This is a genomic window from Streptomyces silvae, from assembly GCF_016745505.1.
GTDB lineage: Bacteria > Actinomycetota > Actinomycetes > Streptomycetales > Streptomycetaceae > Streptomyces > Streptomyces silvae.
In genome coordinates this window covers 24,711-50,976 of record NZ_JAERUC010000206.1, presented here as the reverse complement: position 1 = coordinate 50,976, position 26,266 = coordinate 24,711, and the positions used below count along the sequence as shown (strand labels likewise).

At 71.5% G+C, this 26,266-nt stretch carries 23 protein-coding genes; 13 read left to right on the top strand and 10 right to left on the bottom strand.

What is annotated here, in order from left to right; genetic code table 11:
• Positions 1 to 40: 40 nt before the first annotated feature.
• On the top strand, positions 41 to 250 hold the full coding sequence (locus tag JKV81_RS36755; protein ID WP_129259904.1) for a zf-HC2 domain-containing protein: 210 nt from the start codon (positions 41 to 43) through the stop codon (positions 248 to 250).
• 9 nt (positions 251 to 259) lie between these two features.
• On the opposite strand, the gene JKV81_RS35035 is transcribed toward JKV81_RS36755, so the two are convergent.
• The 5 genes from JKV81_RS35035 to JKV81_RS35015 form a co-directional block, all read right to left on the bottom strand.
• Positions 260 to 1,120, bottom strand: coding sequence for an Fpg/Nei family DNA glycosylase (locus JKV81_RS35035; RefSeq protein WP_129259903.1), 861 nt, complete (start codon positions 1,118 to 1,120; stop codon positions 260 to 262).
• Positions 1,121 to 1,170: 50 nt separating this feature from the next.
• Positions 1,171 to 2,043: an amidohydrolase family protein gene (locus JKV81_RS35030; protein ID WP_129259902.1), complete on the bottom strand. Its 873-nt coding sequence runs from the start codon at positions 2,041 to 2,043 to the stop codon at positions 1,171 to 1,173.
• Positions 2,040 to 3,008 (bottom strand): aldo/keto reductase, encoded by a 969-nt coding sequence (locus tag JKV81_RS35025; protein WP_129259901.1) that lies wholly within the window; start codon positions 3,006 to 3,008, stop codon positions 2,040 to 2,042. Before JKV81_RS35025 ends, JKV81_RS35030 begins: the two co-directional genes overlap by 4 nt.
• Before the next feature lie 115 nt (positions 3,009 to 3,123).
• Complete coding sequence (locus JKV81_RS35020) at positions 3,124 to 4,482, bottom strand: wax ester/triacylglycerol synthase family O-acyltransferase (RefSeq protein WP_202079622.1); 1,359 nt, start codon at positions 4,480 to 4,482, stop codon at positions 3,124 to 3,126.
• 120 nt (positions 4,483 to 4,602) lie between these two features.
• Entirely contained in the window at positions 4,603 to 6,669 is a 2,067-nt protein-coding gene (locus JKV81_RS35015) for a SpoIIE family protein phosphatase (protein ID WP_202079620.1), read from the bottom strand.
• A gap of 154 nt (positions 6,670 to 6,823) precedes the next feature.
• Here JKV81_RS35015 and JKV81_RS35010 point away from each other — a divergent pair, with 154 nt between their 5' ends.
• From JKV81_RS35010 to JKV81_RS35000, 3 genes are read left to right on the top strand one after another with little or no spacing between them, the layout of a single operon-like run.
• The gene (locus tag JKV81_RS35010; RefSeq protein ID WP_129259898.1) at positions 6,824 to 7,660 is read left to right on the top strand and encodes a YndJ family protein; all 837 of its coding nucleotides are present in this window, start codon (positions 6,824 to 6,826) and stop codon (positions 7,658 to 7,660) included.
• Complete coding sequence (locus tag JKV81_RS35005) at positions 7,657 to 8,166, top strand: DUF1990 domain-containing protein (protein WP_129259897.1); 510 nt, start codon at positions 7,657 to 7,659, stop codon at positions 8,164 to 8,166. Before JKV81_RS35010 ends, JKV81_RS35005 begins: the two co-directional genes overlap by 4 nt.
• 29 nt (positions 8,167 to 8,195) lie before the next feature.
• Complete coding sequence (locus JKV81_RS35000; protein ID WP_129259896.1) at positions 8,196 to 9,647, top strand: lipase maturation factor family protein; 1,452 nt, start codon at positions 8,196 to 8,198, stop codon at positions 9,645 to 9,647.
• Positions 9,648 to 9,720: 73 nt separating this feature from the next.
• Here JKV81_RS35000 and JKV81_RS34995 read toward each other — a convergent pair whose 3' ends face one another.
• The 3 genes from JKV81_RS34995 to JKV81_RS34985 all read right to left on the bottom strand — a co-directional run bounded on the left by JKV81_RS34995 (position 9,721) and on the right by JKV81_RS34985 (position 13,353).
• Positions 9,721 to 9,894, bottom strand: a complete 174-nt coding sequence (locus JKV81_RS34995) for a hypothetical protein (protein ID WP_164992608.1) — start codon at positions 9,892 to 9,894, stop codon at positions 9,721 to 9,723.
• 361 nt (positions 9,895 to 10,255) lie between these two features.
• Positions 10,256 to 11,746, bottom strand: coding sequence for an SDR family NAD(P)-dependent oxidoreductase (locus JKV81_RS34990; RefSeq protein ID WP_124279158.1), 1,491 nt, complete (start codon positions 11,744 to 11,746; stop codon positions 10,256 to 10,258).
• A 131-nt stretch (positions 11,747 to 11,877) separates the two neighbouring features.
• Positions 11,878 to 13,353, bottom strand: a complete 1,476-nt coding sequence (locus tag JKV81_RS34985) for an MFS transporter (RefSeq protein WP_129259895.1) — start codon at positions 13,351 to 13,353, stop codon at positions 11,878 to 11,880.
• A 230-nt stretch (positions 13,354 to 13,583) separates the two neighbouring features.
• Between JKV81_RS34985 and JKV81_RS34980 the strand changes: the two genes are divergently transcribed.
• The 6 genes from JKV81_RS34980 (at position 13,584) to JKV81_RS34955 (ending at position 19,828) form a co-directional block, all read left to right on the top strand.
• A complete protein-coding gene (locus JKV81_RS34980) occupies positions 13,584 to 14,480 on the top strand; it encodes an RNA polymerase sigma factor SigF (protein WP_129259894.1) in 897 nt (298 codons plus the stop codon).
• 167 nt (positions 14,481 to 14,647) lie between these two features.
• Positions 14,648 to 15,859, top strand: coding sequence for a PP2C family protein-serine/threonine phosphatase (locus JKV81_RS34975; RefSeq protein ID WP_241748359.1), 1,212 nt, complete (start codon positions 14,648 to 14,650; stop codon positions 15,857 to 15,859).
• Positions 15,856 to 17,481: a sensor histidine kinase gene (locus tag JKV81_RS34970; protein WP_202079618.1), complete on the top strand. Its 1,626-nt coding sequence runs from the start codon at positions 15,856 to 15,858 to the stop codon at positions 17,479 to 17,481. Before JKV81_RS34975 ends, JKV81_RS34970 begins: the two co-directional genes overlap by 4 nt.
• On the top strand, positions 17,478 to 17,921 hold the full coding sequence (locus tag JKV81_RS34965; RefSeq protein WP_124279153.1) for a response regulator: 444 nt from the start codon (positions 17,478 to 17,480) through the stop codon (positions 17,919 to 17,921). The genes JKV81_RS34970 and JKV81_RS34965 overlap by 4 nt, the downstream gene beginning before the upstream one ends.
• A 99-nt stretch (positions 17,922 to 18,020) precedes the next feature.
• Positions 18,021 to 18,479, top strand: a complete 459-nt coding sequence (locus tag JKV81_RS34960; protein WP_124279152.1) for an ATP-binding protein — start codon at positions 18,021 to 18,023, stop codon at positions 18,477 to 18,479.
• A gap of 224 nt (positions 18,480 to 18,703) precedes the next feature.
• Positions 18,704 to 19,828 carry a DMT family transporter gene (locus tag JKV81_RS34955; protein ID WP_202079616.1) on the top strand — a complete coding sequence of 375 codons (1,125 nt, stop codon included), beginning with the start codon at positions 18,704 to 18,706 and terminating at the stop codon, positions 19,826 to 19,828.
• Here JKV81_RS34955 and JKV81_RS34950 read toward each other — a convergent pair.
• Positions 19,798 to 21,105: a transglycosylase family protein gene (locus tag JKV81_RS34950; protein ID WP_129259890.1), complete on the bottom strand. Its 1,308-nt coding sequence runs from the start codon at positions 21,103 to 21,105 to the stop codon at positions 19,798 to 19,800. The genes JKV81_RS34955 and JKV81_RS34950 overlap by 31 nt on opposite strands.
• Before the next feature lie 211 nt (positions 21,106 to 21,316).
• On the opposite strand from JKV81_RS34950, the gene JKV81_RS34945 reads away from it, so the two are divergent.
• Entirely contained in the window at positions 21,317 to 22,384 is a 1,068-nt protein-coding gene (locus JKV81_RS34945; protein WP_124279149.1) for a LacI family DNA-binding transcriptional regulator, read from the top strand.
• A gap of 69 nt (positions 22,385 to 22,453) precedes the next feature.
• On the opposite strand, the gene JKV81_RS34940 is transcribed toward JKV81_RS34945, so the two are convergent.
• Positions 22,454 to 23,785 carry an ROK family transcriptional regulator gene (locus JKV81_RS34940; protein ID WP_202079614.1) on the bottom strand — a complete coding sequence of 444 codons (1,332 nt, stop codon included), beginning with the start codon at positions 23,783 to 23,785 and terminating at the stop codon, positions 22,454 to 22,456.
• A gap of 144 nt (positions 23,786 to 23,929) precedes the next feature.
• Between JKV81_RS34940 and JKV81_RS34935 the strand changes: the two genes are divergently transcribed.
• Both JKV81_RS34935 and JKV81_RS34930 read left to right on the top strand, forming a co-directional pair.
• A complete protein-coding gene (locus JKV81_RS34935) occupies positions 23,930 to 25,243 on the top strand; it encodes an ABC transporter substrate-binding protein (RefSeq protein ID WP_129259888.1) in 1,314 nt (437 codons plus the stop codon).
• 10 nt (positions 25,244 to 25,253) lie between these two features.
• Positions 25,254 to 26,264 (top strand): carbohydrate ABC transporter permease, encoded by a 1,011-nt coding sequence (locus JKV81_RS34930; RefSeq protein ID WP_129259887.1) that lies wholly within the window; start codon positions 25,254 to 25,256, stop codon positions 26,262 to 26,264.
• The last annotated feature ends 2 nt before the right edge of the window (positions 26,265 to 26,266 follow it).

The following is a 26,266-nucleotide window of genomic DNA, read 5'->3' as shown; positions in this document are numbered from 1 at the left end:
TGGCTTGAGTGATTCACGGGTTCGTCCCGTATCTGAGGGCATGCGCGCCATCGAACTTCACCGCGACGCCGGGGCCTACGCGCTCGGGGTGCTCGGGACCGTCGACACCTGCCGTTTCGAGGAGCATCTGGCGGGGTGTTCCGCGTGCGTGGTCCAGGTGCGTGAGTTCGGCCCGGTGGTGGCCCACCTGGCGGCGTACGCGCACCTGCTGCCGCCCGGGGGCGTCCCCCGCCCGGCCCGGCGGCCGTGAGCCGGGCCGCTACTTGAGCAGACGGGAGAGCCGCCGGTCTGCGAGGGGCTTGCCCCCGGTCTGGCAGGTGGGGCAGTACTGGAGCGAGGAGTCGCTGAAGGACACCTCCAGCACGGTGTCGCCGCAGACGGGGCAGGGCTGCCCGGTGCGGCCGTGGACCCGCATGCCGCTCTTCTTCTCGGCCTTGAGCCGGCCCGCCGCGACGCCCCGGGAGCGTTCGACCGCGTCCTCCAGCGTGGTGCGCATGGCGTTGTACAGGTGGGTGATGTCGTTGTCGCCGAGCGCGGTGGTGAGCTTGAACGGCGACATCTTCGCGACGTGCAGGATCTCGTCGCTGTAGGCGTTGCCGATGCCCGCGATCAGCGACTGGTCGCGCAGGGCTCCCTTGAGCTGCCGGCGGGCCCCGGCGAGGACCATGGCGAACGCGTCCCGGTCGAAGGAGTCGGCCAGCGGGTCGGGGCCGAGGCGTGCCACCCCGGGCACGTCCGCCGGATCGTGCACCAGGTGGACGGCGAGGCGTTTCGTGGTGCCCATCTCGGTCAGGTCGAAGCCGTCGCCGCCGGTGAGCACCGTCCGCAGGGCGAGGGGGCCCTTGCCCGGCCGTGGCGGGGCGGCGGGGAAGCTGTCCTTCCACCGGAGCCAGCCTGCCCGCGCGAGGTGGATGAGCAGATGGAGATCGCCGGCCGTGATGTCGAGGAATTTGCCGTGCCGGGCCACGGAGGTCACGGTGGCGCCTTCGAGGGCGGTGGGCGGCGGGTCGTACGTCTTCAGGACGCTGATCGCGAGCGGCAGGACGCGGGCGATCTCCTTGCCGACCAGTTGGTCGTCGAGGAAGTCCCGCAGGGCTTCGACTTCCGGCAGTTCGGGCATGCCTCCAGCCTGCCGCAACGGCCCCGCGGATGCCCGCCGGACGGCACGCCTCAGCCGGCGGGTTCCCGTAGCCCGTAGACCCGCCGCGCGGTGCCGGCGAGGACGGCCCGCTGCTCGTCCTCCCCGAGCCCGACGGTCAGCGCGCGTGCCGCGTCCAGGACCTCGGTGTACCCGGCGGCGAGCCGGCACACCGGCCAGTCGGAGCCGAACATCAGCCGGTCCGGTCCGAAGGCGTCGACGACGGTGTCCGCGTACGGGCGCAGGTCCTCCACGGTCCAGGTGCGCGGGTCCGCCTCGGTGACCAGACCGGAGAGCTTGCAGACGGTGTTGGGCAGCGCCGCGAGGGCCCGCAGGTGGCCGGCCCAGGGGTGCGTCGCCCGCGTCGCCACGGGCGGCTTGCCCGCGTGGTCGAGTACGAAGGTGAGCTCCGGCAGGAGGGCGGCGGCGCGGGTGGCGGCGGGCAGCTGGTGGGGCAGGACGACCAGGTCGTATGCGAGTCCGGCGGCGGCGACGGCGCGCAGCCCGCGCAGGACGTCGGGGCGCAGCAGCCATTCCGGGTCGTCCTCCCCCTGGACCTGGTGGCGGATTCCGGCGAGCCGGCCGCCGCCGGGCAGGGCGCGGAGTGCGGCGAGGGCGTCGGCGACGTCCGGGGCGGTGAGGTCGGTCCAGCCGACCACGCCCGCGACCAGCGTGCTGCCGTCGGCGAGCGCGAGGAGTTCGGGCGTCTCCCCGGCCACGGTGACCGTCTGGACGAGGACGGTGGCGACCACCCCGGCGGCGCGGGCCTCGGGCTCCAGGTCGGCGAGGGTGAAGGTGCGGCGGATGGGGGCGAGTTCCTCGCCGGTGATCCACTCCTGGTCCCGCACCGCGAGGTCCCACACATGGTGGTGGGCGTCGACGACCGGAGGGGGCGTCGTGTTCACAGCAGGCCCTCCGCGCGCAGGTCGTCCCAGAGCGCGTCCGGGACGGGTGCCCGGAAGCGGGCCGCGGCGTCCCGCACCTCCTCCGGCGAGCGGGCGCCGACCAGGACCGCCGAGACGGCCGGGTGGCGGAGCGGGTAGTGCAGGGCGGCGGCGCGCAGCGGCACTCCGTGTCCCCCGGCGATGTCCCGGATGCGTACGGCCCGCTCCAGGACGGGCGCGGGAACAGCCGCGTAGTCGTACGTCGCACCGGGGTGCGGGTCGATGAGCAGCCCGGAGTTGAAGACACCTCCGACGACCACACCGCGGCCCCGGGCGGCGGCCTCCGGCAGCAGGCTGTCGAGGGCGCTGTGGTCGAGGAGGGTGAGCCGGCCGGCGCAGAGCACCACGTCGACGTCGGTCTCGCGCAGGAAGCGGGTGAGCATCCCGGTCTGGTTCATGCCGGCGCCGATCGCGCCGACCACGCCCTCCGCGCGGAGCTGCTCCAGCGCCGGGTAGCCCTCGCGGAAGGCCGCCTCCCCGTGGTCGTCGGGGTCATGGAGATAGACGATGTCGACCCGGTCGAGGCCGAGGCGCACGAGGCTGCTCTCGATGCTGCGGCGGATGCCGTCGGCGCTGAAGTCCCAGCGGCGCCGGTGGGTGTGCGGTACGGCGAACCCGTCGGACAGCCCCTGGTGGGCCGCCGTCTCGGCGGGGGTCAACGGATCGAGCAGCCGGCCCGCCTTCGTGGACACCGTGTACGCGTCCCGGGGCCGGCCTCGCAGTGCCTCGCCGAGCCGGCGTTCGGAGAGTCCGAGGCCGTAGTGCGGGGCGGTGTCGAAGTAGCGGATGCCCTCGTCCCACGCCGCGTCGACGGCGGCGGCCGCCCGGGCCGGGTCGACCTCGGAGAAGAGGTTGCCGATGGCCGCCGCCCCGAAGGCGAGTTCGGTGATCCCGACCGTGCCGCGTCCGAGCGTGATGCGCCGCATGCCCCTGCCGCCCCTGCCGGTGATCGCTGGTGGTCCTGATGGCCCGTGGAGGACTGTTCACCGGATCATTCATCGGATCAATCGGCCGCGTCAACAGGTTCCCGGCGATCGGCACTTACGCCGGTGCGGGCACCGTCGGCACGAGTGCGTGCAGGTCGTGCAGCTCCTCGCGGACCGCACGCGCCAGCCGGTCGAGATCGGGCAGTGCCTTTCCGTCGGCGACCAGTCCGACCTGTACGCCTCCGCCGTACGTGGTCAGGGCGACGGCCAGGGACTGCCCGCGGGCCAGCGGCGCCATGGGGTAGACCGCGCGCAGCGGGCACCCGCCGAGGGAGAGCGCGGAGCGGGGCAGGGGCACGCTGGTGACCAGGATGTCGAAGAGCATGCGGGCCGCGCTGCCGGCCAGCGGCGCTCCGAACCGGTGGGCCAGCGCGGGCAGCTGGTCGGCCAGGACGGCGACGGCGCCCGCGCCGCGCATCGGCCCGGCCGTCTTGTTGCGGTCCATTCCGGTGCGTACGAGGCGCAGGCGTTCCCGTGGATCGGGTTCGCCGACGGGCAGTCCGAGGAGGTACGCGGAGAGCCTGTTGCCGGTGGCCGCTCCGCCGGGGCGGCGCCGGGAGACGGGGACCAGGGCGCGCGGGTCGGCGCCGGGGAGCGGCTCGCCGCGTTCGAGCATCCAGCGGCGCAGCCCTCCGGCCACCACGGCGAGCAGGACGTCGTTGGCCGTACCGCCCTCGGTGCGGCGGATCCGCTGCACCGCCCCGGCGTCGAGGTCCGAGGTGGCGAGCCTGCGGGTGCCGCTGGAGCGCGCGGTCAGCGCCGTGCCCGCCCTCAGGTCGAGTCGGCTGGCGCGTACGACGGAGGCACCGACCCCGAGCGCCCGGCGCACGTCCCCGAGCCGGTCCATCGCCATGCCCGCGGCCTCGTACGGTCCGGGGAGCCAGGAGCGGGGCGGCACGGGCGTCCGGCGGCGCACCGCGCCACGGCCCGCGCCGGCGGAGGCGATCTGGTCGAAGATGCCGGCGCCGATGGCGACGGCGCGCATCCCGTCGGCGAGCGCGTGGTGCAGCTTCACCAGTACGGCGAACGGCCCGTCACCCGGGCTGTCGAGGAGGTACATCTGCCAGGGCGGCAGGCCGCGGCCGAGCGGCCGTTCCATGAGCTCACCGGCGAGCCGGGTCGCCTCCGCCATGAAGTCGCCCCCGGGGAGCACGACCCGTCGCACGTGCCGCTGCACGTCGAAGTCCTTGTCCGTGAACCAGGCCGCGCCGCCGACGGGCAGCAGGACGTCACGCACCCGCATCCGGAGCCGGGGGATCGCGGCGGCCCGCGCTCCGAGCAGCTCCAGCAGGTCCTGCGGGGTCACACCGGGCACCGGGTCGAAGACGGCGAGGGCGCCGAGGTGCATCGGATGGGTCTCGGATTCGAGGTGCCAGAAAGCCAGATCAAGAGGTGCCAGGAGCTCGGTACTCAACGGGGCCTCGCGTCTTCGACAACGGAACGGCGGGATCGCAGTCAATCCCGCAGCGTCGGTTACGGTCAAGTATGGACATGTTACGTACTGTTACAGTCTCGCGCTGTCCCGACAGCCGCGCTACCGGTGGCCCGGGATGACGAACTCGCACCACACGCACTTGCCGTTGCCGCGGGACTCCACTCCCCATACGTCGGCGATCCGGTCGACGAGCATGAGTCCGCGGCCCGAGACTCCGGACTCCCCCGCGTCCCTGCGGCGGGGCAGCGCGCTGGAGCGGTCCTCGACGTCGACGCGGAGGCGGCGTTCGGGGCCGGTGAGCATCCGGATGGTGACGATGGCGCCGCCGTCGGTGTGCATCAGCGCGTTGGTGATCAGCTCGTCGGCCGCGAGCTCGACCTCGTCGGCACGGCCCTTCGCACCCCAGGCCCGGACGGCCGCCCGGATCATGTGACGGGCGGAGGTCAGCGCCTCCGGGTCGTTCTGCGCGACGTGCTGCTGGAGCCGGCCGCCCGGATGGGGGGCGTGGGCCGCGTTGCGGCGCAGCAGCAGCACCGCCATGTCGTCCTCGCCACCGCGCTCGTCGATGACCTCGCAGAGCCGTTCGGCCAGTTTATGGAGGTCCTGCGGGCCGTCGCGGACCGTCGCGGTCAGCAGCCGCATGCCGTCGTCGAGGTCGGTCCCGGGCAGCTCCACCATCCCGTCGGTGTAGAGGATCAACGTCTGGCCCGGGTCCAGGTCCACGGTGCTGACCGGGTATTCGAGCTGTCCGAACTCCGCGGAGAGTCCCAGCGGCAGCCCGCCGTCGACCGGCAGCCTGCGGCAGCTGCCGTCGACGTCCCGCAGGGCCGGGTCGACGTGCCCGGCCCTGACCATCTGCACCACTCCGGTGGTCAGGTCGGCTTCGGCGTAGGTGCAGGTCGCGAAGCGGTCGGTGTCCAGCTCGTGGAGGAAGACGGAGGCCCGCGCCATGACCGTGGCCGGGCTGTGCCCCTCGGCCGCGTAGGCGCGGAGCACGATGCGGAGCTGCCCCATGACGGCGGCCGCGTGCGTGTCGTGGCCCTGTACGTCGCCGATGACGGCGCCGACCCGGCCGCCGGGCAGCGGGATGATGTCGTACCAGTCCCCGCCGATGTCCCTGCCGAGCCGCGCCGAGCGGTAACGGACGGCGACCTGGGCCCCGGGCACGTCGGGGATCCGGCGCGGCAGCATCGCCTGCTGGAGCCCTTCGGCGAGGTCGTGCTCCTGTTCGTAGAGCATCGCCCGCTGGAGGCTCTGCGCGATCGAACTGCCGAGCGCCACCAGCAGGTTCCGCTCGTCACCGGTGAAGCCGGCCTTGTCCCGGTAGAGCAGCCCGAGTGCGCCGATCGGGCGGGCCTGGGCGATGAGCGGCATGTAGGCGGCGGCGGTGATGCCGAGATGGCTGATGTGGGGCCACAGGATGGGGTACGACGTCGCGAAGTCCTCCGGCGTCTCGATGAAACGCGGTGTGAGCGTGCGGATGACCTCGCTCATCGGGTACGGCTCGTCCGTCCGGGTGTAGCGGGTGCCCTGCACGTACGCGCCTTCGGGGCCGTCCGCCACGAGATGGATGCGTCCGGACTCCAGCAGCCCCATGACGAGGCTGGCGGCGCCGAGGTTGGCCAGGCCGCGGGAGCTCTTCAGCACATCGGTGACGTCCTTGACCGTCCGGGCGTGGGCCAGGGCCGCCGTGGTGCCCTCGACCAGGCTCGTACGGCGGCGGCGTTCCTCGTCGACGGTCCGGCGGGCGGTGGACTCGGCCAGCTCCTGGGTGGCGTCACGGATGATCCCGATGATGCGGCGGGGGCGCCCGGTGCCGTCGCGGCGGATGAACCCCTGGGTGTGGGTCCAGCAGAGGGTGCCGTCGCGCCGTGCCCTGCGGAAGTAGGCACCGTAGTTGCTGCGGCCGCTCTTGAGGGCCTGCGAGACCATGGCGTCCAGCCGGATCGCCTCGTCGGCGGGGACCCGCTCGCCGAGGCTCGCGGGTCGGCCGTCGTACTCCTCGGGGCGCAGGTCGAACACATCGAGGGCGGGCTCGTCCATGTGCATGAGGCCGCTGTCCAGATCCCAGTCGAAGCTGCCCATTCGGTTCAGGGCGAGACTGAGGTCCGGGTGGGCGGGCCAGTCGTCCGGGAGTGACAGGGCACCCGCTACCCGATCATCCATGTGCGCCACTCTGCCATTATTTGTCCGATTCCTCGACCGAACCCGGCCCTCAACACGCCTTGAACGCGTTCAAAGTTGACCCTATGATCGGCACGACACGAATTGAACGCGTTCAATTCAGCACTGTTCGTGCGTGTGGACGGGGGTGGACGCAATGTCCGTACTGGTCGGACTCATCGTGATGCTGGGCATGCTGGTGATCGTTCCGCTGGGTCTGGGGCTCGTCGGCGACCCCTCACTCGACCGGCTGCGGCGGCTGTGGCCGCTCTTCGCGGTGCCCGGCGCCGTGTCCCTGTGGCTGCCACGCGGCGGCGTCGCCACCGCGCTCGCCCTCTGCTACGCGCTGGGTACGCTGCTGCTCGCGTCCCACGCGCCCCGGCGCCTCGCCCGCACCCGCAGCGTCCGCCCGGTGGAGGCCGCCCTGCTCACCGCGCTGGTCACGCCGTCGGTCGCCGCGCTCGCCCTCGTCGCCGAGCGCTCCGGGCACGAGCTGTTCGGATTCGGGCTCGGCATCCTGGCGCTGACCGTGCCGCACTTCCACTTCGCCGGATTCGCCGCGGCCCTCGTCGCCGGTCTCGTCTGCCGGGCGGAGGACGGCGCGGCCGGCACGTTCGCCGCCCTGAGCGTGCCGCTCGGCACCCTGCTCGTGCTGGTCGGCTACTTCGTAGCGGAGTGGACCGAGCTCGCCGGGGCCGTCGTGCTCACCGCCGGGATGTGGACGGTCGCCCTGCTGACCTGGCGCGCCGCACCGGCCCCCGGACAGGACCGTCTCACCCGCGTCCTGCTCGCCGTATCGGCCGGCGTCCTCGCGGTCACCATGGTGCTCGCGCTGAGCTGGGCGCTCGGCGAGGCCACCGGACTGCCGCACCCCACCCTGACCTGGATGGCGGCCACACACGGCCTCGGCAACGCGCTGGGCTTCGCGCTCTGCGCGCTGCTCGCCCGGCGCCGGCTCCAGCACCTCACCCACCCGGAAGGCAGGACCGCATGAGCACGCTGACGTATCCCGAGGTCGGAGCCACCCGCCTGGGGCCGCTCCCGGACGGCTACAGCCATCTGCACCACCGCGCCGCCGTCGGCAGGGGCCGGGCGGACTTCGAGACCGCGGGCGCCGCCGTCACCGAGTGGCGCATGCACCGCGCGTCGGGATGCAGGGTGAACGCCTCCGCCGCACGGGCCGCCGCCGGAGGGACCGTCGAGGTGTCGGCGGGCGTCGGACCGCTCCGCCTCACCGCCCCCTGCGAGATCGTCTGGACCGCGTACGAGGAACACCGCACCGGCTTCGCGTACGGCACGCTGCCACGGCATCCGGAGTGCGGTGAGGAGAGCTTCGTGGTGGAGCTGGCGGACGACGGAACGGTGTGGTTCACCGTCATGGCGTTCTCGCGGGCCGCCTCCTGGTACAGCCGGCTGGCGGGCCCGCTCGTCCCGGTGGCCCAGCGGTGGTACGCCCGACGGCTCGCCGCCACGCTGCGCCGTGTCGTGTCGGCCGCCTGACGGGCACGGCACGCCGGATACTGGGCACGGTGGAATGGTTCACCGCAGACGGCTACTGGCTGAGCAGGCTGGTCTTCCAGCGGGCGCTCGCCGTCGTCTACCTCGTCGCGTTCACCGCCGCCGCGCTCCAGTTCCGGGCGCTGATCGGCTCCCGCGGCATGCTCCCGGTACCCGACCTTCTGCGCCGGACCCCTTGGCGGGCCGCGCCCGGACTGTTCCACCTGCACTACTCCGACCGCTTCTTCGCGCTGGTGGCCTGGGCGGGCGCCGCTGTGTCGCTCGCCCTCATCGCCGGGCTGGACGCCTACCTCCCGCTGGGGGCGGCGATGGCCCTCTGGGCCGTTCCCTGGGTGCTGTACCTGTCCATCGTCCAGGTCGGCCAGGTCTGGTACGGCTTCGGCTGGGAGTCGCTCCTGCTGGAGACCGGCTTCCTCGCCGTCTTCCTCGGCAACGGTGACACCGCGGCCCCGGTGCTGGTCCTGTGGCTGCTGCGCTGGCTGCTCTTCCGGGTGGAGTTCGGCGCCGGGCTGATCAAGATCCGGGGGGACGAGTGCTGGCGGAAGCTCACCTGCCTCGACTTCCACCACGAGACCCAGCCGATGCCGGGGCCGCTGAGCTGGTTCTTCCACCATCTCCCGAGGCCCGCGCACCGGGTGGAGACCGCGGCCAACCATGTCACCCAGCTCGTGGTGCCGTTCCTCCTGTTCACCCCGCAGCCGGTGGCGAGCGTCGCGGCGGGCCTGATGGTGGTCACCCAGCTGTGGCTGGTGCTCTCGGGGAACTTCGCCTGGCTGAACTGGCTGACGATCGTCCTCGCCCTCGCCGCGGTCGACTGGTCGCTGATCGCCGGTCCGCCGCCCGAACAGCCGGAACCGCCCCTCTGGTACGAGGTGGTGGTCATCGCCGTCACCGCCCTCGTCCTGGTCCTCAGCTACCGCCCGGCGCGCAATCTGCTCTCCCGCCGGCAGGCGATGAACCGTTCCTACGACCCGCTGCACCTGGTCAACACCTACGGGGCCTTCGGGAGCATCAGCAGGATGCGGCTGGAGGTGGTGGTCGAGGGCACCGACGACGCGGTGATCCACGAGGGCACCCGCTGGCTCGAGTACGGCTTCCGGGGCAAGCCGGGCGATCCACGCCGGCTGCCGCGCCAGTTCGCTCCGTACCACCTGCGGCTGGACTGGATGATGTGGTTCGCGGCGCTCTCCCCCGCCTACGCCCGCTCCTGGTTCGGGCCGTTCGTCGAGCGGCTGCTGCGCGGCGACCGCGACACCCTGCGGCTGCTGGGCCACAACCCGTTCCCCGACGGTCCGCCGGCCCACATCCGGGCCAGGGTCTACCACTACCGGTTCTCGGACCCGCGGGAGCTGCGGGCCACCGGGTGCTGGTGGGACCGGACGTACGTACGCGACTTCATGAGGCCGGTGGCCCGCCCGGTGCCGCTGCGGCCCGACGGGCACGGACCAGGGAAGCGGCCGTGACCGGAAAAAGCCCCTGCCCCCGTCCGGAGACGGGGGCAGGGGCCGAGGTGCGGCTCGAACGGGCGGGAGCGGGTCAGTCGATCCCTTGCAGGATGTGCGGCTCGGCCAGGTCGTCCTCGTAGCCGGCCAGCCGGATCGGTGCGGACCTCGCCCAGACCTCGATGTTCCGGAGCTTCTCGGGCCTGCGGCCCGGCTCCGGGGCCCGTTCGGACGGGCGCGTCTCGGTCTCCGTCATGTCAGGTGTCACCGCGGACTCCTTTGCGTCGCGTAACCCCGGGCGGTGGCGACGCTGCGGCTGTGTGAGAACCGTGTCGACCGCCCTCTGCGGGGCAGGGGCAGAAACAGTTCGGTCGCGGTGGCGCCGGGTACGGGGTGGGACGGCGGACTGCTTACAGACCTGTCCCAGGACGGCCGAGGAAGCTTCGTGGATCCCTTGGTGGCGTCCGTTGCTCCCAGACTAACCAAATGAGCGCCGTCCCGCTCGACAGAACGTGTGGCCTGGGTCACTTTCAGCCAACGGGAACGGCGGCGGCCCGCTCCGCGCGGGGCCGCCGCCGTGTCCTCGGGTCACCGCAGGTGACGGGAGGTGCGGGAGAGTCCTGGAGAGGTCACCAGTTCGCGGGGGCGTAGTCCTTCAGGAAGCAGCCGTAGAGCTCTTCGCCCTGCTCACCGCGGACGATCGGGTCGTAGACCCGGGCGGCGCCGTCGACAAGGTCCAGCGGGGCGTGAAAACCCTCCTCCGCGAGACGGATCTTGTCGGGGTGCGGCCGCTCGTCCGTGATCCAGCCCGTGTCGACGGCCGTCATGAGGATGTGGTCCTTCTCGAACATCTCCTGGGCGCTGGTGCGGGTCAGCATGTTCAGCGCGGCCTTGGCCATGTTGGTGTGCGGGTGCCCGGCACCCTTGTAGCCCCTGCCGAACACGCCCTCCATCGCGGAGACGTTCACGACGTAGGCGCGCTTCGCGGCGGTCGCGGCCATCGCGGGGCGCAGCCGGCTGATCAGGATGAAGGGAGCCGTGGAGTTGCAGAGCTGGACCTCCAGGAGCTCGATCGGCTCGACCTCGTCGACGGTCTGGATCCAGCTGTTCGTGTCGTGGAGGTCGGGGACCAGGCCACCGGCGTCGATCGCGGTGCCCGCCGCGATGCGGGCCGGGGACGCGGAGCCGGTCACCAGCGCGAGGTCCGTGACGTCCTGCGCGCTCAGGCCCTCGCCCTCGCGGCGGGCGGCGGGCAGCGCGGCGACCCGGTCGACCGTGCCGCTGCCGAAGGTCCCGATCACCTGGGCGGCGGGCAGTTCGCCCGCCGGGAGCGGTGCGGACTCGGCGGAGAGCAGCTCGCTGTAGGCCTGCGGGGAGCGGCGGACGGTCTGCGCGGCGTTGTTGATCAGGATGTCGAGCGGCCCCTCGGCCGCCACCGAGTCGGCGAGCGCGACGACCTGTGCGGGGTCGCGCAGGTCGATGCCGACGATCTTGAGGCGGTGGATCCACTCGTCGCTGTCCGGCATCGCCTTGAAGCGGCGGATGGCGTCGTTGGGAAAGCGGGTGGTGATGGTGGTGTGCGCGCCGTCGCGCAGCAGCCGCAGCGCGATGTACATGCCGATCTTGGCGCGGCCGCCGGTGAGCAGGGCCCGGCGTCCGGTGAGGTCGGCCCGCGCGTCGCGCCGGCTGCGGTTCTCCTTGGCGCACTGCTGGCAGAGCTGGTGGTAGAAGGCGTCCACCTCGACGTACCGGGTCTTGCAGATGTAGCAGGACCTGGGGCGCTGGAGTATGCCCGCGATCTCGGCGGTGGCCGAGGACGACGGCAGGACGCCCTGCGTCTCGTCGTCGATGCGCTCGGCCGAGCCGGTCGCCGTGGCCTCGGTGACGGCCTTGTCGTGCGCAGTCTTGGCGGCCCGGCGCTCCTGGCGGCGGCGCTGCTTCACGGTGCGGTAGATGCCCGCGGTGGCCCGGCGCACGGCGATCGCGTCCGGGTGGTCGACCTCGATGGTGTCCAGCTCGTCGAGCACGCTCAGGCAGACGGCCAGCCGCTCCGGGTCGATACCGGGACCGAACTCGTCGATACCGGGAGCGAACTCCTGGCTGTCCTCTGTCACCGTCATTGCCGTTCCTCTGTCACTCGTCACTCATGCCGTGGTGGGCTTCGGTGGGGAGTGATCCGGCCGGGAGCCGGCGAGGGCAGGCGCGCACGGGCGGAATGCCCCGGTCAAGTCTGCCATGAGTCGGACGTTGCTCAGTTCGGTGCTGCGCCCTGCCCGGCCTCGGCGGAGAGCGGGGTGGCGATGGACTCGAGGGACTTCTGCTCGGCCGCCACCGCGAAGAAGAACGCGACCAGTCCCGCGGCCACCATGAGGCCGGCCCCGATGCAGAAGGCCAGGACGGTGTCCCCGACCACGCCGCTCGCGGTCAGGTCCGCGAAGACCAGCGGTCCGGTGATGCCTCCTGCCGCGGTCCCCACGGCGTAGAAGAACGCGATCGCCATCGCCCGGGTCTCCATCGGGAAGATCTCGCTCACCGTCAGATAGGCGGAGCTGGCGCCGGCGGAGGCGACGAAGAGGACCAGGCACCAGCAGCCGGTCATGGTGACGGCCGTCAGCATCCCGACACCGAAGAGCCACGCGGTGGCGAACAGGAGCAGCCCGGAGAGGATGTACGTCCCCGCGATCATCGGCTTGCGCCCCACCGTGTCGAAGAGGCGGCCCAGGAAGAGCGGTCCCAGGAAGTTGCAGAAGGCGATGACCGCGAAGTAGTAGCCGGTGGCGCCGCTGGAGACGTCGAAGAACTTCACGAGGATCGAGCCGAAGCCGAAGGTGATGGCGTTGTACAGGAACGCCTGGCCGATGAAGAGGGCGAGCCCGAGGACGGCCCGTTTGGGGTACGAGCGGAAGACGGTCCGGGCGATCAGGCCGAACCCGATGCTCTTGCGCTGGCGCACGGTGATGGAGGGTTCGGCCGGGGGCAGGGTCCGCCCGGTCTCCTCCTCGACCTCGCGCTCCACCCCCTCGACCAGCCGCTCCGCCTCCTCGTCGCGCCCGTGGATGAACATCCAGCGGGGGCTCTCCGGCACATGACGGCGCACCAGCAGGATGACGAGCCCGAGGACGACTCCCAGCGCGAAGGTGAGCCGCCAGCCGATGTCCTTGGGGAAGAGGGCGGTGTTCAGGGCGAGTACGGAGAGCAGGGAGCCGGCCATGGCGCCGAGCCAGAAGCTGCCGTTGATGATGAGGTCGACGCGGCCCCGGTACTTGCTGGGGATCAGTTCGTCGATGGCCGAGTTGATCGCCGCGTACTCCCCGCCGATCCCGAAGCCGGTGAGGAAGCGGAAGAGGAAGAACCACCAGGCCGAGAAGGAGATCGCGGTGAGCGCGGTGGCCGCCAGATAGACGGCGAGGGTGATCAGGAAGAGCTTCTTGCGTCCGTAACGGTCGGTGAGCCATCCGAAGACCAGCGCGCCGGAGCAGGCGCCCGCCACGTACAGCGCGGCGGCGATGCCGGTGACCTGGGCGTCGGTGATGGGCAGTCCGCTGCCGTCCTCGGACAGCCGGCTGGCGATGTTGCCGACGACCGTGACCTCCAGTCCGTCCAGGATCCAGACCGTGCCCAGGCCGATCACGATCATCCAGTGCCAGCGCGACCAGGGGAGCCGGTCCAGACGGGCCGGGATCCGGGTCGTGACGGTGGGGCCACCTGCCGTACCCGTGTCACTCATGAGTCCTCCTCAGCTTCCGGAACCACAGATGCCCGGAACGAGGCGTGACTCACACATGAGCCGGAAAGAGTAACCGGAAGCACCTGGACAGACACGGATCGTCACCACGGGGGACCTCCTTCCGCCCCGTCGCGGATTTCCCGGAGAATCTTCGCTACCCGGTGGCATGACTTCCGGATGACGGGGCATGCGCCCGTCACTGCAGAGCGGACACCAGGGAGGGCGACACCATGACGGCCATGTCAGTGCGAACCACAGAAGCGATCGGCACAGCGGCCACGCGGTGTGACGAGGCGGGTGCGGTTTCCGGCACGGCCGCGCTTCCGTGGATCGAGGACGCCGGCAAGGTGGCCCCGCAGGACGCCCGGGCCATGTCGAAGCTCTTCTTCGACCGGCTCCAGGTCCTCGAGGAGGGCACCCACGAATACCAGTACGCGCGCAACACCCTCATCGAGATGAATCTCTCCCTGGTGCGCTTCGCCGCCTCGCGGTTCCGCAACCGGGGCGGTGACGACACCGAGGACATCATCCAGGTGGGGACGATCGGCCTGATCAAGGCGATCGACCGGTTCGACCTCTCCCGGGAGGTCGAGTTCGCGACCTTCGCGGTGCCGTACATCGTCGGTGAGATCAAGCGGTTCTTCCGTGACACGACCTGGTCGGTGCACGTCCCGCGGCGACTGCAGGAGCTGCGGGTCGAGCTGGCCAAGGCCAAGGAGCAGCTGTCGGCGGAGCTGGACCGCGACCCGACCGTGGCGGAGCTCGCCGTGCACCTCGATCTCCCCGAGGAGGAGATCATCGAGGGTCTCGTCGCGGCCAACGGCTACTCGGCGGGTTCGCTGGACACCCCGAACGCCGACAGCGAGTCCGGCAGCGACCAGCGCGCCTACGCCGAACTGCTCGGCGACGACGACCCGGGCATGGAGAGCGTCGAGAACCTGCACACCCTGGCCCCGCTGCTGCGGCAGCTGGACGACCGTGAGCGCAAGATCGTCCGCATGCGCTTCGGCCAGGAGATGACGCAGGCGCAGATCGGCGCCGAGCTGGGCGTCTCGCAGATGCACGTGTCGCGTCTGCTCAGCAGGATCGTCAAGCGTCTGCGCACGGGCATGAGCGTGGAGGCCTGACCCCACGGCGTACGCACGGAACGACTGAGGCCCGGCCGAGTGCCGGGCCTCAGTCACATATGCTTTCAGCCGATACGGCCGTGGGTGTCCCGTGCCGTCCGTCACCTAGGGGGTGGAGCGTGGCCGACTCGTCGTTGGGCACCTCTACGCGTGTGCAGCAGTCCGGCGTGGTCCCCGAGCAGCAGAGGGTGCTGACCGGTGCCGACGTGTCCGTCTGGGACGTCGACGCGGTCCTGCTCCTGGTCGAGGACGACGCCGGGGACGCGCTCCTGGTCGAGGAGATGCTCACCGACAGCGAGCTGGCCGCCCCGCTCACGTGGTGCAAGACGCTGGCCGAGGCGCGGCGGTTCCTGCTGGGGTGCAGCACACCGGTGTGTGTCCTGCTGGATCTCCATCTGCCCGATGTGAACGGCCTCGACGCCGTCCGTCAGCTCGTCGGGTCCGCCCCTGACGCGGCCGTGATCGTGCTCACGGGTCTGGACGAGTCGTCGACGGGGCTGTCCGCGGTGGCGCAGGGCGCCCAGGACTACCTCGTCAAGGGCCGGATCGACCCCGAGGTGCTGGGCCGCGCGGTCCGCTACGCCCTCCAGCGCAAGCACGCCGAGCGCTCGGCGGCCGCGATGCGGACCAGCCGTCTGATCGCCCAGGAGAACGCCCGTCTGGAGCGTGCGCTGCTGCCGATCCCGCTGCTCCTGGACGACACCTTCCAGGTCGCCGCGCGCTACGAGGCGGGGCGCGCCCACGGGCTGCTGAGCGGTGACTTCTACGACGTGGTGCAGACCCCCGACGGCGTGGTGCACGCGGTGATCGGCGATGTGTCGGGGCACGGCGCCGCGGAGGCCGCCCTGGGTGTCTGCCTGCGGGTCGCCTGGCGCACGGCCGTACTGACCGGTGTCACGCAGCCCGAGAAAATCCGTCTGCTGGAGGGCATTCTCGTCGCCGAGCGGTCGGATCCTCATGTGTTCGCCACCGTGACCACGCTCGTCTTCCCGCCGGGGCGGGACAAGGTACTCGTCGGGCGGGCGGGCCATCCGGGGCTGCTCATGCGGCGTGGCAGGCACGTCTCCTGGGTGGAGCCCGACGCCGGCATGGCGCTCGGGCTGCTGCCCGGCGCGGGCCACTGGACGATCACGGAGCTGGATCTCTTCCCGGACAGTGAGCTCGTCCTGTTCACCGACGGCCTGTTCGAGGGACGTACGGGTCCCAAGTCCCGGCTCGGCGAGGACGGTCTGCTGGCCATGGCGGGCAAGTACGGCGCACTCGAACCCGGCGCGTTCGTCGACGCCCTGGTCGCCGAGGCCACCGAGAGCGCCTCTCCGTACGGCGGACTGGCGGACGACGTCGCCGTTCTTCATCTGGGCTGGAAGGCAGGCACATGAGCACGGAGCAGCCGGCGGCCTCACCGCCCGGACCGATAGCCCGGCTGTCGGTGCAGAACTGGGTGCATCTGATCCTGGCCGGCTTCGTGCTGGTGGTCTGCGGATGTCTCGTCGTGGGCGGGCTCGTCCTCTCCCGGATCTCCGACCGGACCACGGAGCTGGTGGACCGCATCCAGCCCGCCCGCTCGGCGTCGTTCCAGCTGCAGAACGCGCTCCTCGACCAGGAGACCGGGGTACGCGGTTACGCGCTCACCGGTGACCCCTCGTTCCTGGAGCCCTACGAGGAAGGCATGCGGGCCGAGAAGGAGCGGCTGGCCCGGGTGCGCGCGCTGACCAGGGACGAGCAGCCGTTCGCCGAGGACCTGGACCGGCTGGCGGGGGCCGCCGAGCAGTGGCGGACCGTGCGGGCCGAGCCGCTGATCGCAACGGTGCGGGCGAGCGGGCCGGCAGGCTCGTCCTCGGCCCCGATCGTGCGGAGCAAGGCGGAGTTCGACGCGCTGCGCGCTCTGTACACCGCCCAGCAGGGACACCTGGACGAGGCGCGGGACACCGCACGCGCCGAGCTGTCCGCCGCGCGCACCACCCGCGACCGTGTGCTGATCGCCCTGGTCCTCGGCTTCGTACTGGCCGTCGTCTCGCTGAGCCTGCTGCTGCACCGCATGGTGGGCCGTCCCCTGGCCGCGCTGACCGCGGCGTCGATCCGGGTGCGGGAGGGAGCCTTCAGCAGCAGGATCGAGGTCCGCGGCCCGTCGGACGTCAGGGCGGTGGCCGCCGCGGCCGAGGACATGCGCCGGCGCCTGGCCGCCGAGCTGGCCGAGTCCCAGGAGCGGGAGACGCTGCTGGCCGAGCAGACCGCGGAGTTGCGCCGCTCCAATTCCGAGCTGGAGCAGTTCGCCTATGTGGCCTCGCACGACCTCCAGGAGCCACTGCGGAAGGTGGCGTCCTTCTGCCAGCTGCTGGAGAAGCGGTACAGGTCGGAGCTGGACGAACGCGGTCGGCAGTACATCGACTTCGCGGTCGACGGGGCCAAGCGGATGCAGGTGCTCATCAACGACCTGCTGACGTTCTCCCGGGTGGGCCGGGTGCAGCAGAGCTGGAAGCCGGTGGACCTCGACGCGGCGCTGGACCGGGCCCTGTCCAATCTCACCCTGGCCGTCGAGGAGTCGGGAGCCGTCGTCGTACGTGAGGACGCGCTGCCCGAGCTGCTCGGCGATTCGACGTCGCTCGCCATGGTGTGGCAGAACCTGATCGGGAACGCGGTCAAGTTCCGGCGGCGCGACGTGCCCTGCCGGATCACCGTCGGGTGCGTCCGGGAGGGCGACGACTGGCATCTCACGGTCGCCGACAACGGCATCGGGATCGCGCCGGAGTTCGCGGACAAGGTGTTCGTCATCTTCCAGCGTCTGCACGCGCGCGACGAGTACGAGGGGACCGGGATCGGGCTCTCCCTCTGCCGCAAGATCATCGAGTTCCACGGTGGCCGGATCTGGCTGGACCCCGAGCCGGCCGAGGGCACACTGATCCACTTCACCCTGCCCGTCCTCCCTGAGGCACCCACCCACACCACGGCGGAGCTCCTGGCCCCCGCCGCGCTCACCCCCCGGTCGGGAGACCCCCTGTGAACGACGCCGTCAAGCCCATCGAGGTCCTGCTCGTCGAGGACGATCCCGGCGACGAGCTGATGACCCGTGAGGCGTTCGAGGACAACAAGATCCGCAACACCCTCCATGTGGTCCGCGACGGACAGGAGGCGCTGGACTTCCTCTACCGCCAGGGCGCGTACCCGGACGCGCCGCGCCCTGATCTGGTCCTTCTCGATCTGAACCTGCCGAAGTACGACGGCCGGCAGGTGCTGGAGCGCATCAAGACGGATCCGGAGCTGGCGCTGATCCCGGTGGTGGTCCTCACCACGTCCTCCGCCGAGGAGGACATCCTGCGGAGCTATAAACTGCACGCCAACGCCTATGTCACCAAGCCGGTCGACCTGGAGCAGTTCATCGGTGCGGTGCGCCAGATCGACGACTTCTTCGTGAGCGTGGTCCGGCTGCCTCCGCGCGCGTAAGATCTGCAGAGATCTCCCGGAGTGGGATCTCTCGACGCGGGTAGACGAACGGCGAGAAGAGGTCGACGACCTCCCCTGCGGCGCCCCTGGCTGGAGCACATGAACGAACAGGCCACCTCACGGCCGGAAGATCCCTTCCAGGGATCCCCGCCGTCCACGGAGGTTCTGCTCACCGCCGAGGTGTTCGACGGCGAGCCCGGTTGCATCGCGCAGGCCCGCGCGCTGGCCGACCGCTTCCTGGCGCGGCTCGTCGCGGAGTGGCTCGCTGTGCTGGGTGAGCACACCCGCAGCGATCTGATGCTGGCGGTCAGCGAGCTCATCACCAACGCGGACCGCTACAGCCACGGTCCGTACCTGCTGGAGCTCGAGGGCGACGCCCGGCGTATCAGTGTCACGGTGTACGACAGCAGCACGGCGCTCCCCGTGCTCTACTCCCCCGATCCGGCCCGCCTCGGCGGTCACGGGATGGAGATCGTGGTCGCGCTCTGCGACCGGCTCACGGCCGAGCGCGTGCCCGTCGGCAAACGCATCCGCGCCGAGTTCATGCTCAGCACCTGACCGGCCGGCGCCGCGACGGCCGGTCCGTGACCTCTCCGGACACCGGGCGCGGTGGAACGGCGGCGGTGTGTCACCTCTTCCCGGCGAACTTCTGAGCCTTCGGGCGAGCAGGACTACCGTCAGGAGGAGGACCCTGGAGGGATGGACGTACTACTGGAGCAGTACGCCGAATCGCCGCCTCAGGGACGACGACGCGACGGCTCCGACGGGACATCGTGGTGTACATGAGTTCCCTCGCGCTTTCCGTGCTGCTGTCACTGGTCTCCGCGGTCGCCTACGCGGCCGGGGCGATCGTCCAGGAGCGCGTGGCCGCGTCCGGTGACAGCCGCCCGTACGCACCGCTGCGCAAGGGCGCCTGGTGGGTGGCTGTGGCGCTCAACGGCGTGGGAGCAGTGCTCCACGTCGTGGCGCTCGCGTACGGGCCTCTCAGCCTCGTACAGCCTCTCGGGGCGCTGACGATCGTCTTCGCGCTGCCGATGGCGGCGCTCTTCGTGGGCCGCAGGGCGGGGCGCACGGCCTGGCGCGGTGCGCTGATGGCCACGGTCGGCCTCGCGGGGCTGCTGGCCCTCACCGGGAGCGCCGGGTCCCACACGCTGGCCGGGCCGGAGCAGCTGGTGCTCGCAGCCGTGACCGCGGGTGTCGTGGCGGCCGTCCTGGTGCTCGCCAGGGGACTGCACCGGCCGATGCCGCGCAGCGTGGTGCTGGCCACGGGCGCGGGTGTCGCCTTCGGCATGGCGTCGGTGTTCACCAAGACCGTGGCCGTGGAGTGGACCTCCGGCTCGGTGACGTCCGGGCTGCCGACCCTGCTGGTGATCGCGGTGCTGGCGGCGGCGGGGCTGCTGCTCTCCCAGGCGGCGTACCGGGGTGCCGGGCTGGCGGCGCCGCTGGCGACGGTCACGGTGGTCAATCCGGTGGTGGCGGCCGCCGTGGGCATCACGATGTTCGGGGAACAGTTCCGCTTCGGCCTGACCGGCACCCTGCTCGCCCTCGCCTGCGGCGCGCTGGCGGCGGCCGGTCTGGTGCTGCTGACCACGCAGCGCGTGGGTGCGGAGCGACTGGAGGCCGAGCGGGCGGAGTCCCGGGAGCGTACGCCGGAGGGGCGCGCCGGTGGCCCGGAGGTGCCGAAGCAGGTGGCGCCGCCCGAGCCGACGGAACCCGCGACGGCGCAGGGGGCGGCGGTGCTGCCGGACCCGTTCCCGGCGCCCACCGCGCTCTCCCTGCCGCTGACCCTGCCGTTGGGCCACGGCGGGGGGCGCGTGGAGTTCGGCGGCGGGCAGCCCGCCCGCCGGGGTGACTTAGAGGGCCGCGCCGGGGCTGTTCACACGCTGACGCCGCCGGCCCTGAGGTAGGCCAGGGGGTCGATGTCGGATCCGTAGCCCGGGCCGGTGCGGATCTCGAAGTGCAGGTGGGGGCCGGTGCTGTTGCCGGTGGATCCGGAGCGCGCGATCCGCTGCCCGCTGCCGACCTGCTGGCCCTCGCGCACATGGAGCGAGGAGAGGTGGGCGTACTGGCTGTACCTGCCGTCGGCGTGCCGGATGACGACCTCGTAGCCGTACGCGCCCGCCCAGCCGGCCGAGACGACCTTCCCGGACGCCACGGCCTTGACGGAGGTGCCGGTGGGGACGGGGAAGTCGACGCCCGTGTGGTAGCCGCTGGACCATGAACCGGCCTGGTGGTACGGGGTTCCGGTGCGGGCGGACACGGGGGCGGTGAGGGCGGACCGCGGCTTGGACGCCTTCTTGGCGGCCGGGGCCGCGGGCTTCTTCGCCGTCTGCTCGGGGGCGGCCTTCCGGGCCGGCTTCTCCGTGGCCTTGGGGGCGGCGGTCTTCTTGGGCGCGGCCTTCTCGGTGGCCTTCTCCGTGGCCTTCGGAGCCGTGGTCTTCGGAGCCGTGGCCTTGGGTGTGGACCTCTGCTTCGGGGCCGTCGTCGGCGCACCGGCCACGTCGAGGGTCAGCCGCTGGCCCGGGAGGATGAGGTCGGGGTCGGCGCCCACGACGCTACGGTTCGCCGCGTACAGCCGCTGCCAGCCGCCCTGGACCCGCTCGGCGGACGCGATGCCGGAGAGGGAGTCGCCGCGCGCGACGGTGTACGACTCGCGCTGACCGGGCACCGCAGTCGGGGAGGTCTTCGCCGCCACCGCGTCCCGGGCGGACGTGGTGGCCGTGCTCTTCGCGGGGCGGGCCTCCGCCGCCTTGGCCTGCACGGCCTTGGCCGCCGTGGTCCGGGGGGCCGTGGCCGGTGCGTCGCCGCCCTGCTTCAGGCCGGAGCGTACCGAGCACGTCGGCCAGGCTCCCGGCCCCTGCCCGTCGAGGACCTTCTCGGCGACGGCTATCTGCTGGTCCCTGGTCGCCAGATCGGCCCGTGCGGCGTAGGCCGTGCCCCCGTAGGCGTCCCAGGTCGAGCGGGTGAACTGCAGTCCCCCGTAGTAGCCGTTGCCCGTGTTGATGTGCCAGTCGCCCGTCGACTCGCAGGCGGCGACCTTCTCCCACACATCGGTCGAGGCGGCGCCGGCGGAGGCCGCCGTGAGCAGCGGGAGCGCGATACCCGCGCCTCCCGCCGTCACCGTGAGCGAGGCACGGTTGATCCGGCTGGGCTGGTATCTGCGGTGCCGTCCGTTCGCGGCCATGATCAGGCTCCCCCACTGGCTGTAGGACACGTCGCAAGCGGCCAACTTATGGGCATACGAGGGCCGGTGACAAGGGAACAGCTGACGCCGGTCCCCCACGCGCACCGGCGCACCACCCCGCCGGGCCGGGACGTCACCTGCCGCCTGACCTCTTCGAGAACCCTGGGAGAGCGCTCTATCCGACCCTCTTCCTGATGCTATAAAGGCCCTCATGACGGATCCCCGATCACCCGGCGCGGCGCCCACCCTGGAGGACGTGGCGCGGGCGGCCGGCGTCTCGCGCGCGACGGTCTCGCGGGTCATCAACGGGGTGCGCAACGTCGACCCCGCGATCCAGGAGGCCGTACGCCAGGCGGTGTCGTCCACCGGCTACGCCCCCAACCGCGCGGCCCGCTCCCTGGTCACCCGGCGCACGGACGCCATCGCCCTGGTGGTGTCGGGCGCGGGGGGCGAGCCGGACGGGGAGGGGCCCGCCGAGGAGGGGTCCTTCACGGCCCAGGTCTTCGCCGACCCGTTCTTCGGCCGGGTGGTGACCGGCATCGTCAACTACCTGCGGCCGCGCGGGATGCACCCGGTGCTGATGTTCGCCGAGACCTCCCGTGCCCGGGACGAGGTGCTGGCGTATCTGCGCCAGGGCAGCGCCGACGGGGCGCTGATCGTCTCGACCCACGCTCAGGACCCGCTGCCGGGTCTCGTCACGGAAGCCGGGCTGCCCGCCGTGCTGTACGCCCGCCCCGCCCGGCCGACCCGGATCAGCTACGTCGATCTGGCCCACAGGGACGGAGCCCGGCTGGCCGCCGAGCATCTGCTGGCCCGTGGCTGCCGCCGGATCGCCACCATCAGCGGGCCGCTGGACATACCTGCGGCGCAGGAGAGGCTCGCGGGGTTCCGGGACACGATGGCCCGGCACGGCCGGGCCGGTGCCCCGGTCGCCGAGGGACTGTTCACCCAGGAGAGCGGCGAGGCCGCGATGGAACGGCTGCTGGCCGAACACCCGGATCTGGACGGGGTGTTCGCGGGGAACGACCTCATGGCGACCGGGGCGTGCCATGTGCTCCGGGAGCACGGGAGGCGGGTGCCCGAGGACGTCGCGGTGGTCGGCTTCGACGACAGCAGGGCCGCCTCGGCCTGCCGTCCGCCGCTCACCACGGTGCGGCAGCCGGTGGAGGACATGGCGGCGGAGATGGCCGGTCTGCTGCTGGACCGGCTGGCCGCGCCGGAGAGGCCGGCGACCTCGGTGATCTTCGAACCGGTGCTGGTCGTCAGGGACTCCGCCTAGGGTTTCGCGAGGTGGTGTCGGCCCTCCCCCCGGGCCGCCCGGCGTCGGAGGCCTCCCGGGCCGTCCCCCTCAGCCCGCCGCCGTCCTGCTGCGGCCCGGTGTCGCGCGGTCCAGGGCAGGGGTGGCGCTCCGGAGGGGCTCCGGCATGGGGCGGGTGCCGCCGCGGGCCAGGAAGTCGGAGAGGGGCAGGGTCGCCGCGCCCACGGTGACCGCGTCCGGGCCGAGGTGGCCCAGGTCGATCGTCGTACGGGCGACAGCGTGTTCGAGGGCGTACTCCCGGGCGTACCGGCGGATCTCCGGGAGGAGGTGGGGGCCGATGAGCAGGCCCGCCCAGCCGCCGAGCAGGATGCGCTCGGGCAGGAAGAGGTTGACCAGGTCGGCCAGTGCCGCGCCCAGGCACTCCGCCGTCTCGTCCAGGATCGAGACGGCCACCGGGTCGGGGGCGGGGCCGCCGGGCCCCGGGTAGGCGGCGTCGAGGAGCGCGGCGAGCGCCGTCTCGTCGTCGGCGTCCGGGGCGAGCGGGCCTCCGGCCTCCTGCCAGCGCTCGCGCATGGCCTCCGCGCCGGCGTAGGCCTCCAGGCAGCCTATGGAGCCGCATCGGCACCGGCGGCCCCGCAGCTGAACCGTGGTGTGGCCCCATTCCAGGGCGGCGTTGGAGAGGTCCTCGTCGAGGATGTCCCCCCGGTTGACGCTCGCGCCGACCCCTGAGCCGATCAGGGCGACGGCGGCCGCTCCGGCGCCGCGGCCGCCGCCGAACCACATCTCGGCCTGCCCCAGCGTCTTCGCGCCGTTGTCGATGAAGAACGGCACCTCGGGCGGCACGTCCACCACCTCACGGAGCAGCCGTTCGAAGGGGACCGCGCTCCATCCGATGGTCTGGCCGTGCACGACCGCACCGGGGCCGCCGGCCGGCTCCGGTGCGTCGCGTTCGATGATCCCGGGCACCCCGATGCCGATGCCGAGCAGCATGCGGGGGTCGGCGCCCGCGTCCCGCAGGACGTCGGACACCCCCGACCTGACATGGCCGACGATGCGCTCGACGTCGTATCCGTGCTGGGCCAGCAGGCGGTCGGTGCGGGCGAGTTCCGTCAGCGAGAGGTCGAACAGCTCGACGCGCACCCGGGTCTCGCCGATGTCGATGCCCACGAACAGGCCGCCGCCCGGCGCGATCCTCAGCAGGGTGCGGGGGCGCCCGCCGTCGGAGTCGACGACGCCGGCCTCCTCCAGGAGCCCTTCGGAGGCCAGCTCGGCGACCACGTTGCTGATGGATCCCGAACTCAGCCCGGTCGCCGGGCCCAGCTCCTGACGGCTCAGCGGGCCGTCGAAATACAACCGTTGCAATACCCGCGCCCGATTGCCCCTTCGCAGGTCACGCACGGTCCGTCTGCTGCGCTCAGCCATGTTGCTCCCTTCGCCCCGGCAACATACCCCGGTCCGGGCTCTTGACGCGCACTTTCTTCAGCTCTTAAATCACATCTTAAATTAAGAGCGGAAGGGTCGTTCGGATCCCGAACCCGCACCCTCCCCGGAAAGGGGCCACCTTTCATGCGTCACCTCAGAGCCGCAGCAGCCGTCACCCTCGCCATATCCGTCGCCGCCGGAGTCACCGGCTGCGGAGGCGGAACCTCCTCGGGCGGCGGCAGCAACGAGTCGCCGAAGACCCTGACGTACTGGGCGTCCAACCAGGGGCCGAGCGTCGAGGCCGACAAGAAGATCCTCGCTCCCGAGCTGAAGAAGTTCGAGAAGGAGACCGGGATCAAGGTGAAGCTGGAGGTCGTCCCCTGGGCCGACCTGCTGAACCGCATCCTCGCCGCCACCACGTCGGGTCAGGGCCCCGACGTGCTGAACATCGGCAACACCTGGTCGGCGTCGCTCCAGGCCACCGGGGCGCTGCTCCCCTGGGACGACAAGAACTTCGAGGCGATCGGCGGCCGGGACCGCTTCATCGACTCGGCGGTCGCCTCGGCCGGCAAGGAGGGCGAGCCCCCCGCCGCGGTGCCGCTCTACTCGCTGTCGTACGCCCTCTACTACAACAAGAAGATGTTCGCGGACGCGGGCATCACCACCCCGCCCGCCACCTGGGACCAGCTCGTCGCGGATGGCAAGAAGCTGTCCAAGGACGGCAAGTGGGCCCTGGGTGCCGAGGGGTCGAACCTGTCCAACAACATCCACCAGACGTTCGTCCTGGGGCAGCAGCACGGCGCGGACTTCTTCGACAAGGACGGCAAGGCGGACTTCACCTCCGACGGCGCCGTCAGCGCCGTGAAGCAGTACGTCGACTTCATGGCCAAGGACAAGATCATCGCCCCGGGCAACGCGGAGTACGCCCAGAACCAGTCGCTGACGGACTTCGCCAAGGGCCGGACCGCCATGGTCCTGTGGCAGGCCGCCGCCACCACCTTCGCCTCGCAGGGCATGAAGCCGGAGGACTGGGGCGTGGCTCCCGTCCCCGTGCCGGCCGGTGCACCGGGCGCGGGCAAGCAGACCAACTCCATGGTCGCCGGCATCAACATGGCGGTCTTCAAGAACACCAAGAACATCGACGGCGCGAAGAAGTTCGTCAAGTTCATGACGAGCGACGAGGAGCAGAAGATCCTCTGCAAGACCTACGGGTCGATCCCGCCCGTCAAGGCCGCCCAGTCGGATCCCGCGTTCTCGGCGCCCGAGCTGAAGGTCCTGCGCGACACCCTGGCCACCAGTGCCGCCCCGCTCCCCCAGGTGCCGAACGAGTCGCAGTTCGAGACGGCCGTGGGCACCGCGGTGAAGGAGCTGTTCGCGGACGCCGCGGCCGGCAAGCCCGTCACCACCGACACAGTCAAGGCGCGCCTCGAAAAGGCCCAGCAGACGATGCAGCAGTGAGGCTCTCTCCATGACCGCCACCGTGACCACCGACCCCGGGCCCGCGACATCGGCCAAGGGTACGAGCCGGGGCAGCGGGGGTGCGCGCCGCAGGATGCCGCGCATCCCCGACCGGATCCGCCAAGGCGGACTCCCCTACCTCCTGCTCCTCCCCGCAGTCCTCCTCGAACTCCTCATCCATCTGATCCCGATGATCGTCGGGATCGTGATGAGCTTCCGTCAGCTCACGCAGTTCTTCATCAACAACTGGAGCGCCGCGCCCTGGACCGGCCTGGACAACTACAGGCTCGCCGTCGACTTCGACGCGCCGATCGGTGAGGCCCTCCTCCACTCCTTCTTCGTCACCTGTGTCTTCACGTTCTTCGCCGTCGGTCTCGCGTGGCTCCTCGGGGTCGCTGCGGCGGTCATGCTCCAGGAGAACTTCCGGGGCCGCGGCGTCCTGCGGACCATCTTCCTCGTCCCGTACGCCCTGCCGGTCTACGCGGCGGTCATCACCTGGGCGTTCATGTTCCAGCGGGACAACGGGCTGGTGAACCACGTCCTCCACGACCAGCTGGGGCTGACCGACCAGCCGTCCTTCTGGCTGATCGGCGACAACAGCATCTACGCGCTGATCATCGTCTCGGTGTGGAAGGGCTGGCCCTTCGCCTTCCTCATGCTGATGGCCGCGCTGCAGAACATCCCGCGCGAGCTGTACGAGGCCGCCTCGATCGACGGTGCCGGCATCTGGCAGCAGATCCGCAAGATCACGCTGCCCTCGCTGCGCCCCGTCAACCAGGTGCTGGTGCTCGTGCTGTTCCTGTGGACGTTCAACGACTTCAACACGCCGTACGTGCTGTTCGGGAAGTCGGCTCCCGCGAACGCCGACCTCATCTCGATCCACATCTACCAGTCGTCGTTCGTCACCTGGAACTTCGGCACCGGCTCGGCCATGTCCGTGCTGCTGCTGCTCTTCCTCCTGGTCGTGACCGCCGTCTACCTGTTCTTCACCTCACGCGGAAGGAAGGGTTCCCGTGCCTAGCC

What these genes read in the sequence shown, in the direction of transcription:
- JKV81_RS34940 (WP_202079614.1), bottom strand. Translation starts at nt 23,785, where the DNA reads ATGGCTGAGCGCAGCAGACGGACCGTGCGTGACCTGCGAAGGGGCAAT.
- JKV81_RS34955 (WP_202079616.1), top strand. Translation starts at nt 18,704, where the DNA reads ATGAGTTCCCTCGCGCTTTCCGTGCTGCTGTCACTGGTCTCCGCGGTC.
- JKV81_RS34990 (WP_124279158.1), bottom strand. Translation starts at nt 11,746, where the DNA reads ATGACGGTGACAGAGGACAGCCAGGAGTTCGCTCCCGGTATCGACGAG.
- JKV81_RS35035 (WP_129259903.1), bottom strand. Translation starts at nt 1,120, where the DNA reads ATGCCCGAACTGCCGGAAGTCGAAGCCCTGCGGGACTTCCTCGACGAC.
- JKV81_RS36755 (WP_129259904.1), top strand. Translation starts at nt 41, where the DNA reads ATGCGCGCCATCGAACTTCACCGCGACGCCGGGGCCTACGCGCTCGGG.
- JKV81_RS34945 (WP_124279149.1), top strand. Translation starts at nt 21,317, where the DNA reads ATGACGGATCCCCGATCACCCGGCGCGGCGCCCACCCTGGAGGACGTG.
- JKV81_RS34980 (WP_129259894.1), top strand. Translation starts at nt 13,584, where the DNA reads ATGACGGCCATGTCAGTGCGAACCACAGAAGCGATCGGCACAGCGGCC.
- JKV81_RS34950 (WP_129259890.1), bottom strand. Translation starts at nt 21,105, where the DNA reads ATGGCCGCGAACGGACGGCACCGCAGATACCAGCCCAGCCGGATCAAC.
- JKV81_RS34970 (WP_202079618.1), top strand. Translation starts at nt 15,856, where the DNA reads ATGAGCACGGAGCAGCCGGCGGCCTCACCGCCCGGACCGATAGCCCGG.
- JKV81_RS35005 (WP_129259897.1), top strand. Translation starts at nt 7,657, where the DNA reads ATGAGCACGCTGACGTATCCCGAGGTCGGAGCCACCCGCCTGGGGCCG.
- JKV81_RS35025 (WP_129259901.1), bottom strand. Translation starts at nt 3,008, where the DNA reads ATGCGGCGCATCACGCTCGGACGCGGCACGGTCGGGATCACCGAACTC.
- JKV81_RS34930 (WP_129259887.1), top strand. Translation starts at nt 25,254, where the DNA reads ATGACCGCCACCGTGACCACCGACCCCGGGCCCGCGACATCGGCCAAG.
- JKV81_RS35010 (WP_129259898.1), top strand. Translation starts at nt 6,824, where the DNA reads ATGTCCGTACTGGTCGGACTCATCGTGATGCTGGGCATGCTGGTGATC.
- JKV81_RS35015 (WP_202079620.1), bottom strand. Translation starts at nt 6,669, where the DNA reads ATGGATGATCGGGTAGCGGGTGCCCTGTCACTCCCGGACGACTGGCCC.
- JKV81_RS34960 (WP_124279152.1), top strand. Translation starts at nt 18,021, where the DNA reads ATGAACGAACAGGCCACCTCACGGCCGGAAGATCCCTTCCAGGGATCC.
- JKV81_RS34985 (WP_129259895.1), bottom strand. Translation starts at nt 13,353, where the DNA reads ATGAGTGACACGGGTACGGCAGGTGGCCCCACCGTCACGACCCGGATC.
- JKV81_RS34935 (WP_129259888.1), top strand. Translation starts at nt 23,930, where the DNA reads ATGCGTCACCTCAGAGCCGCAGCAGCCGTCACCCTCGCCATATCCGTC.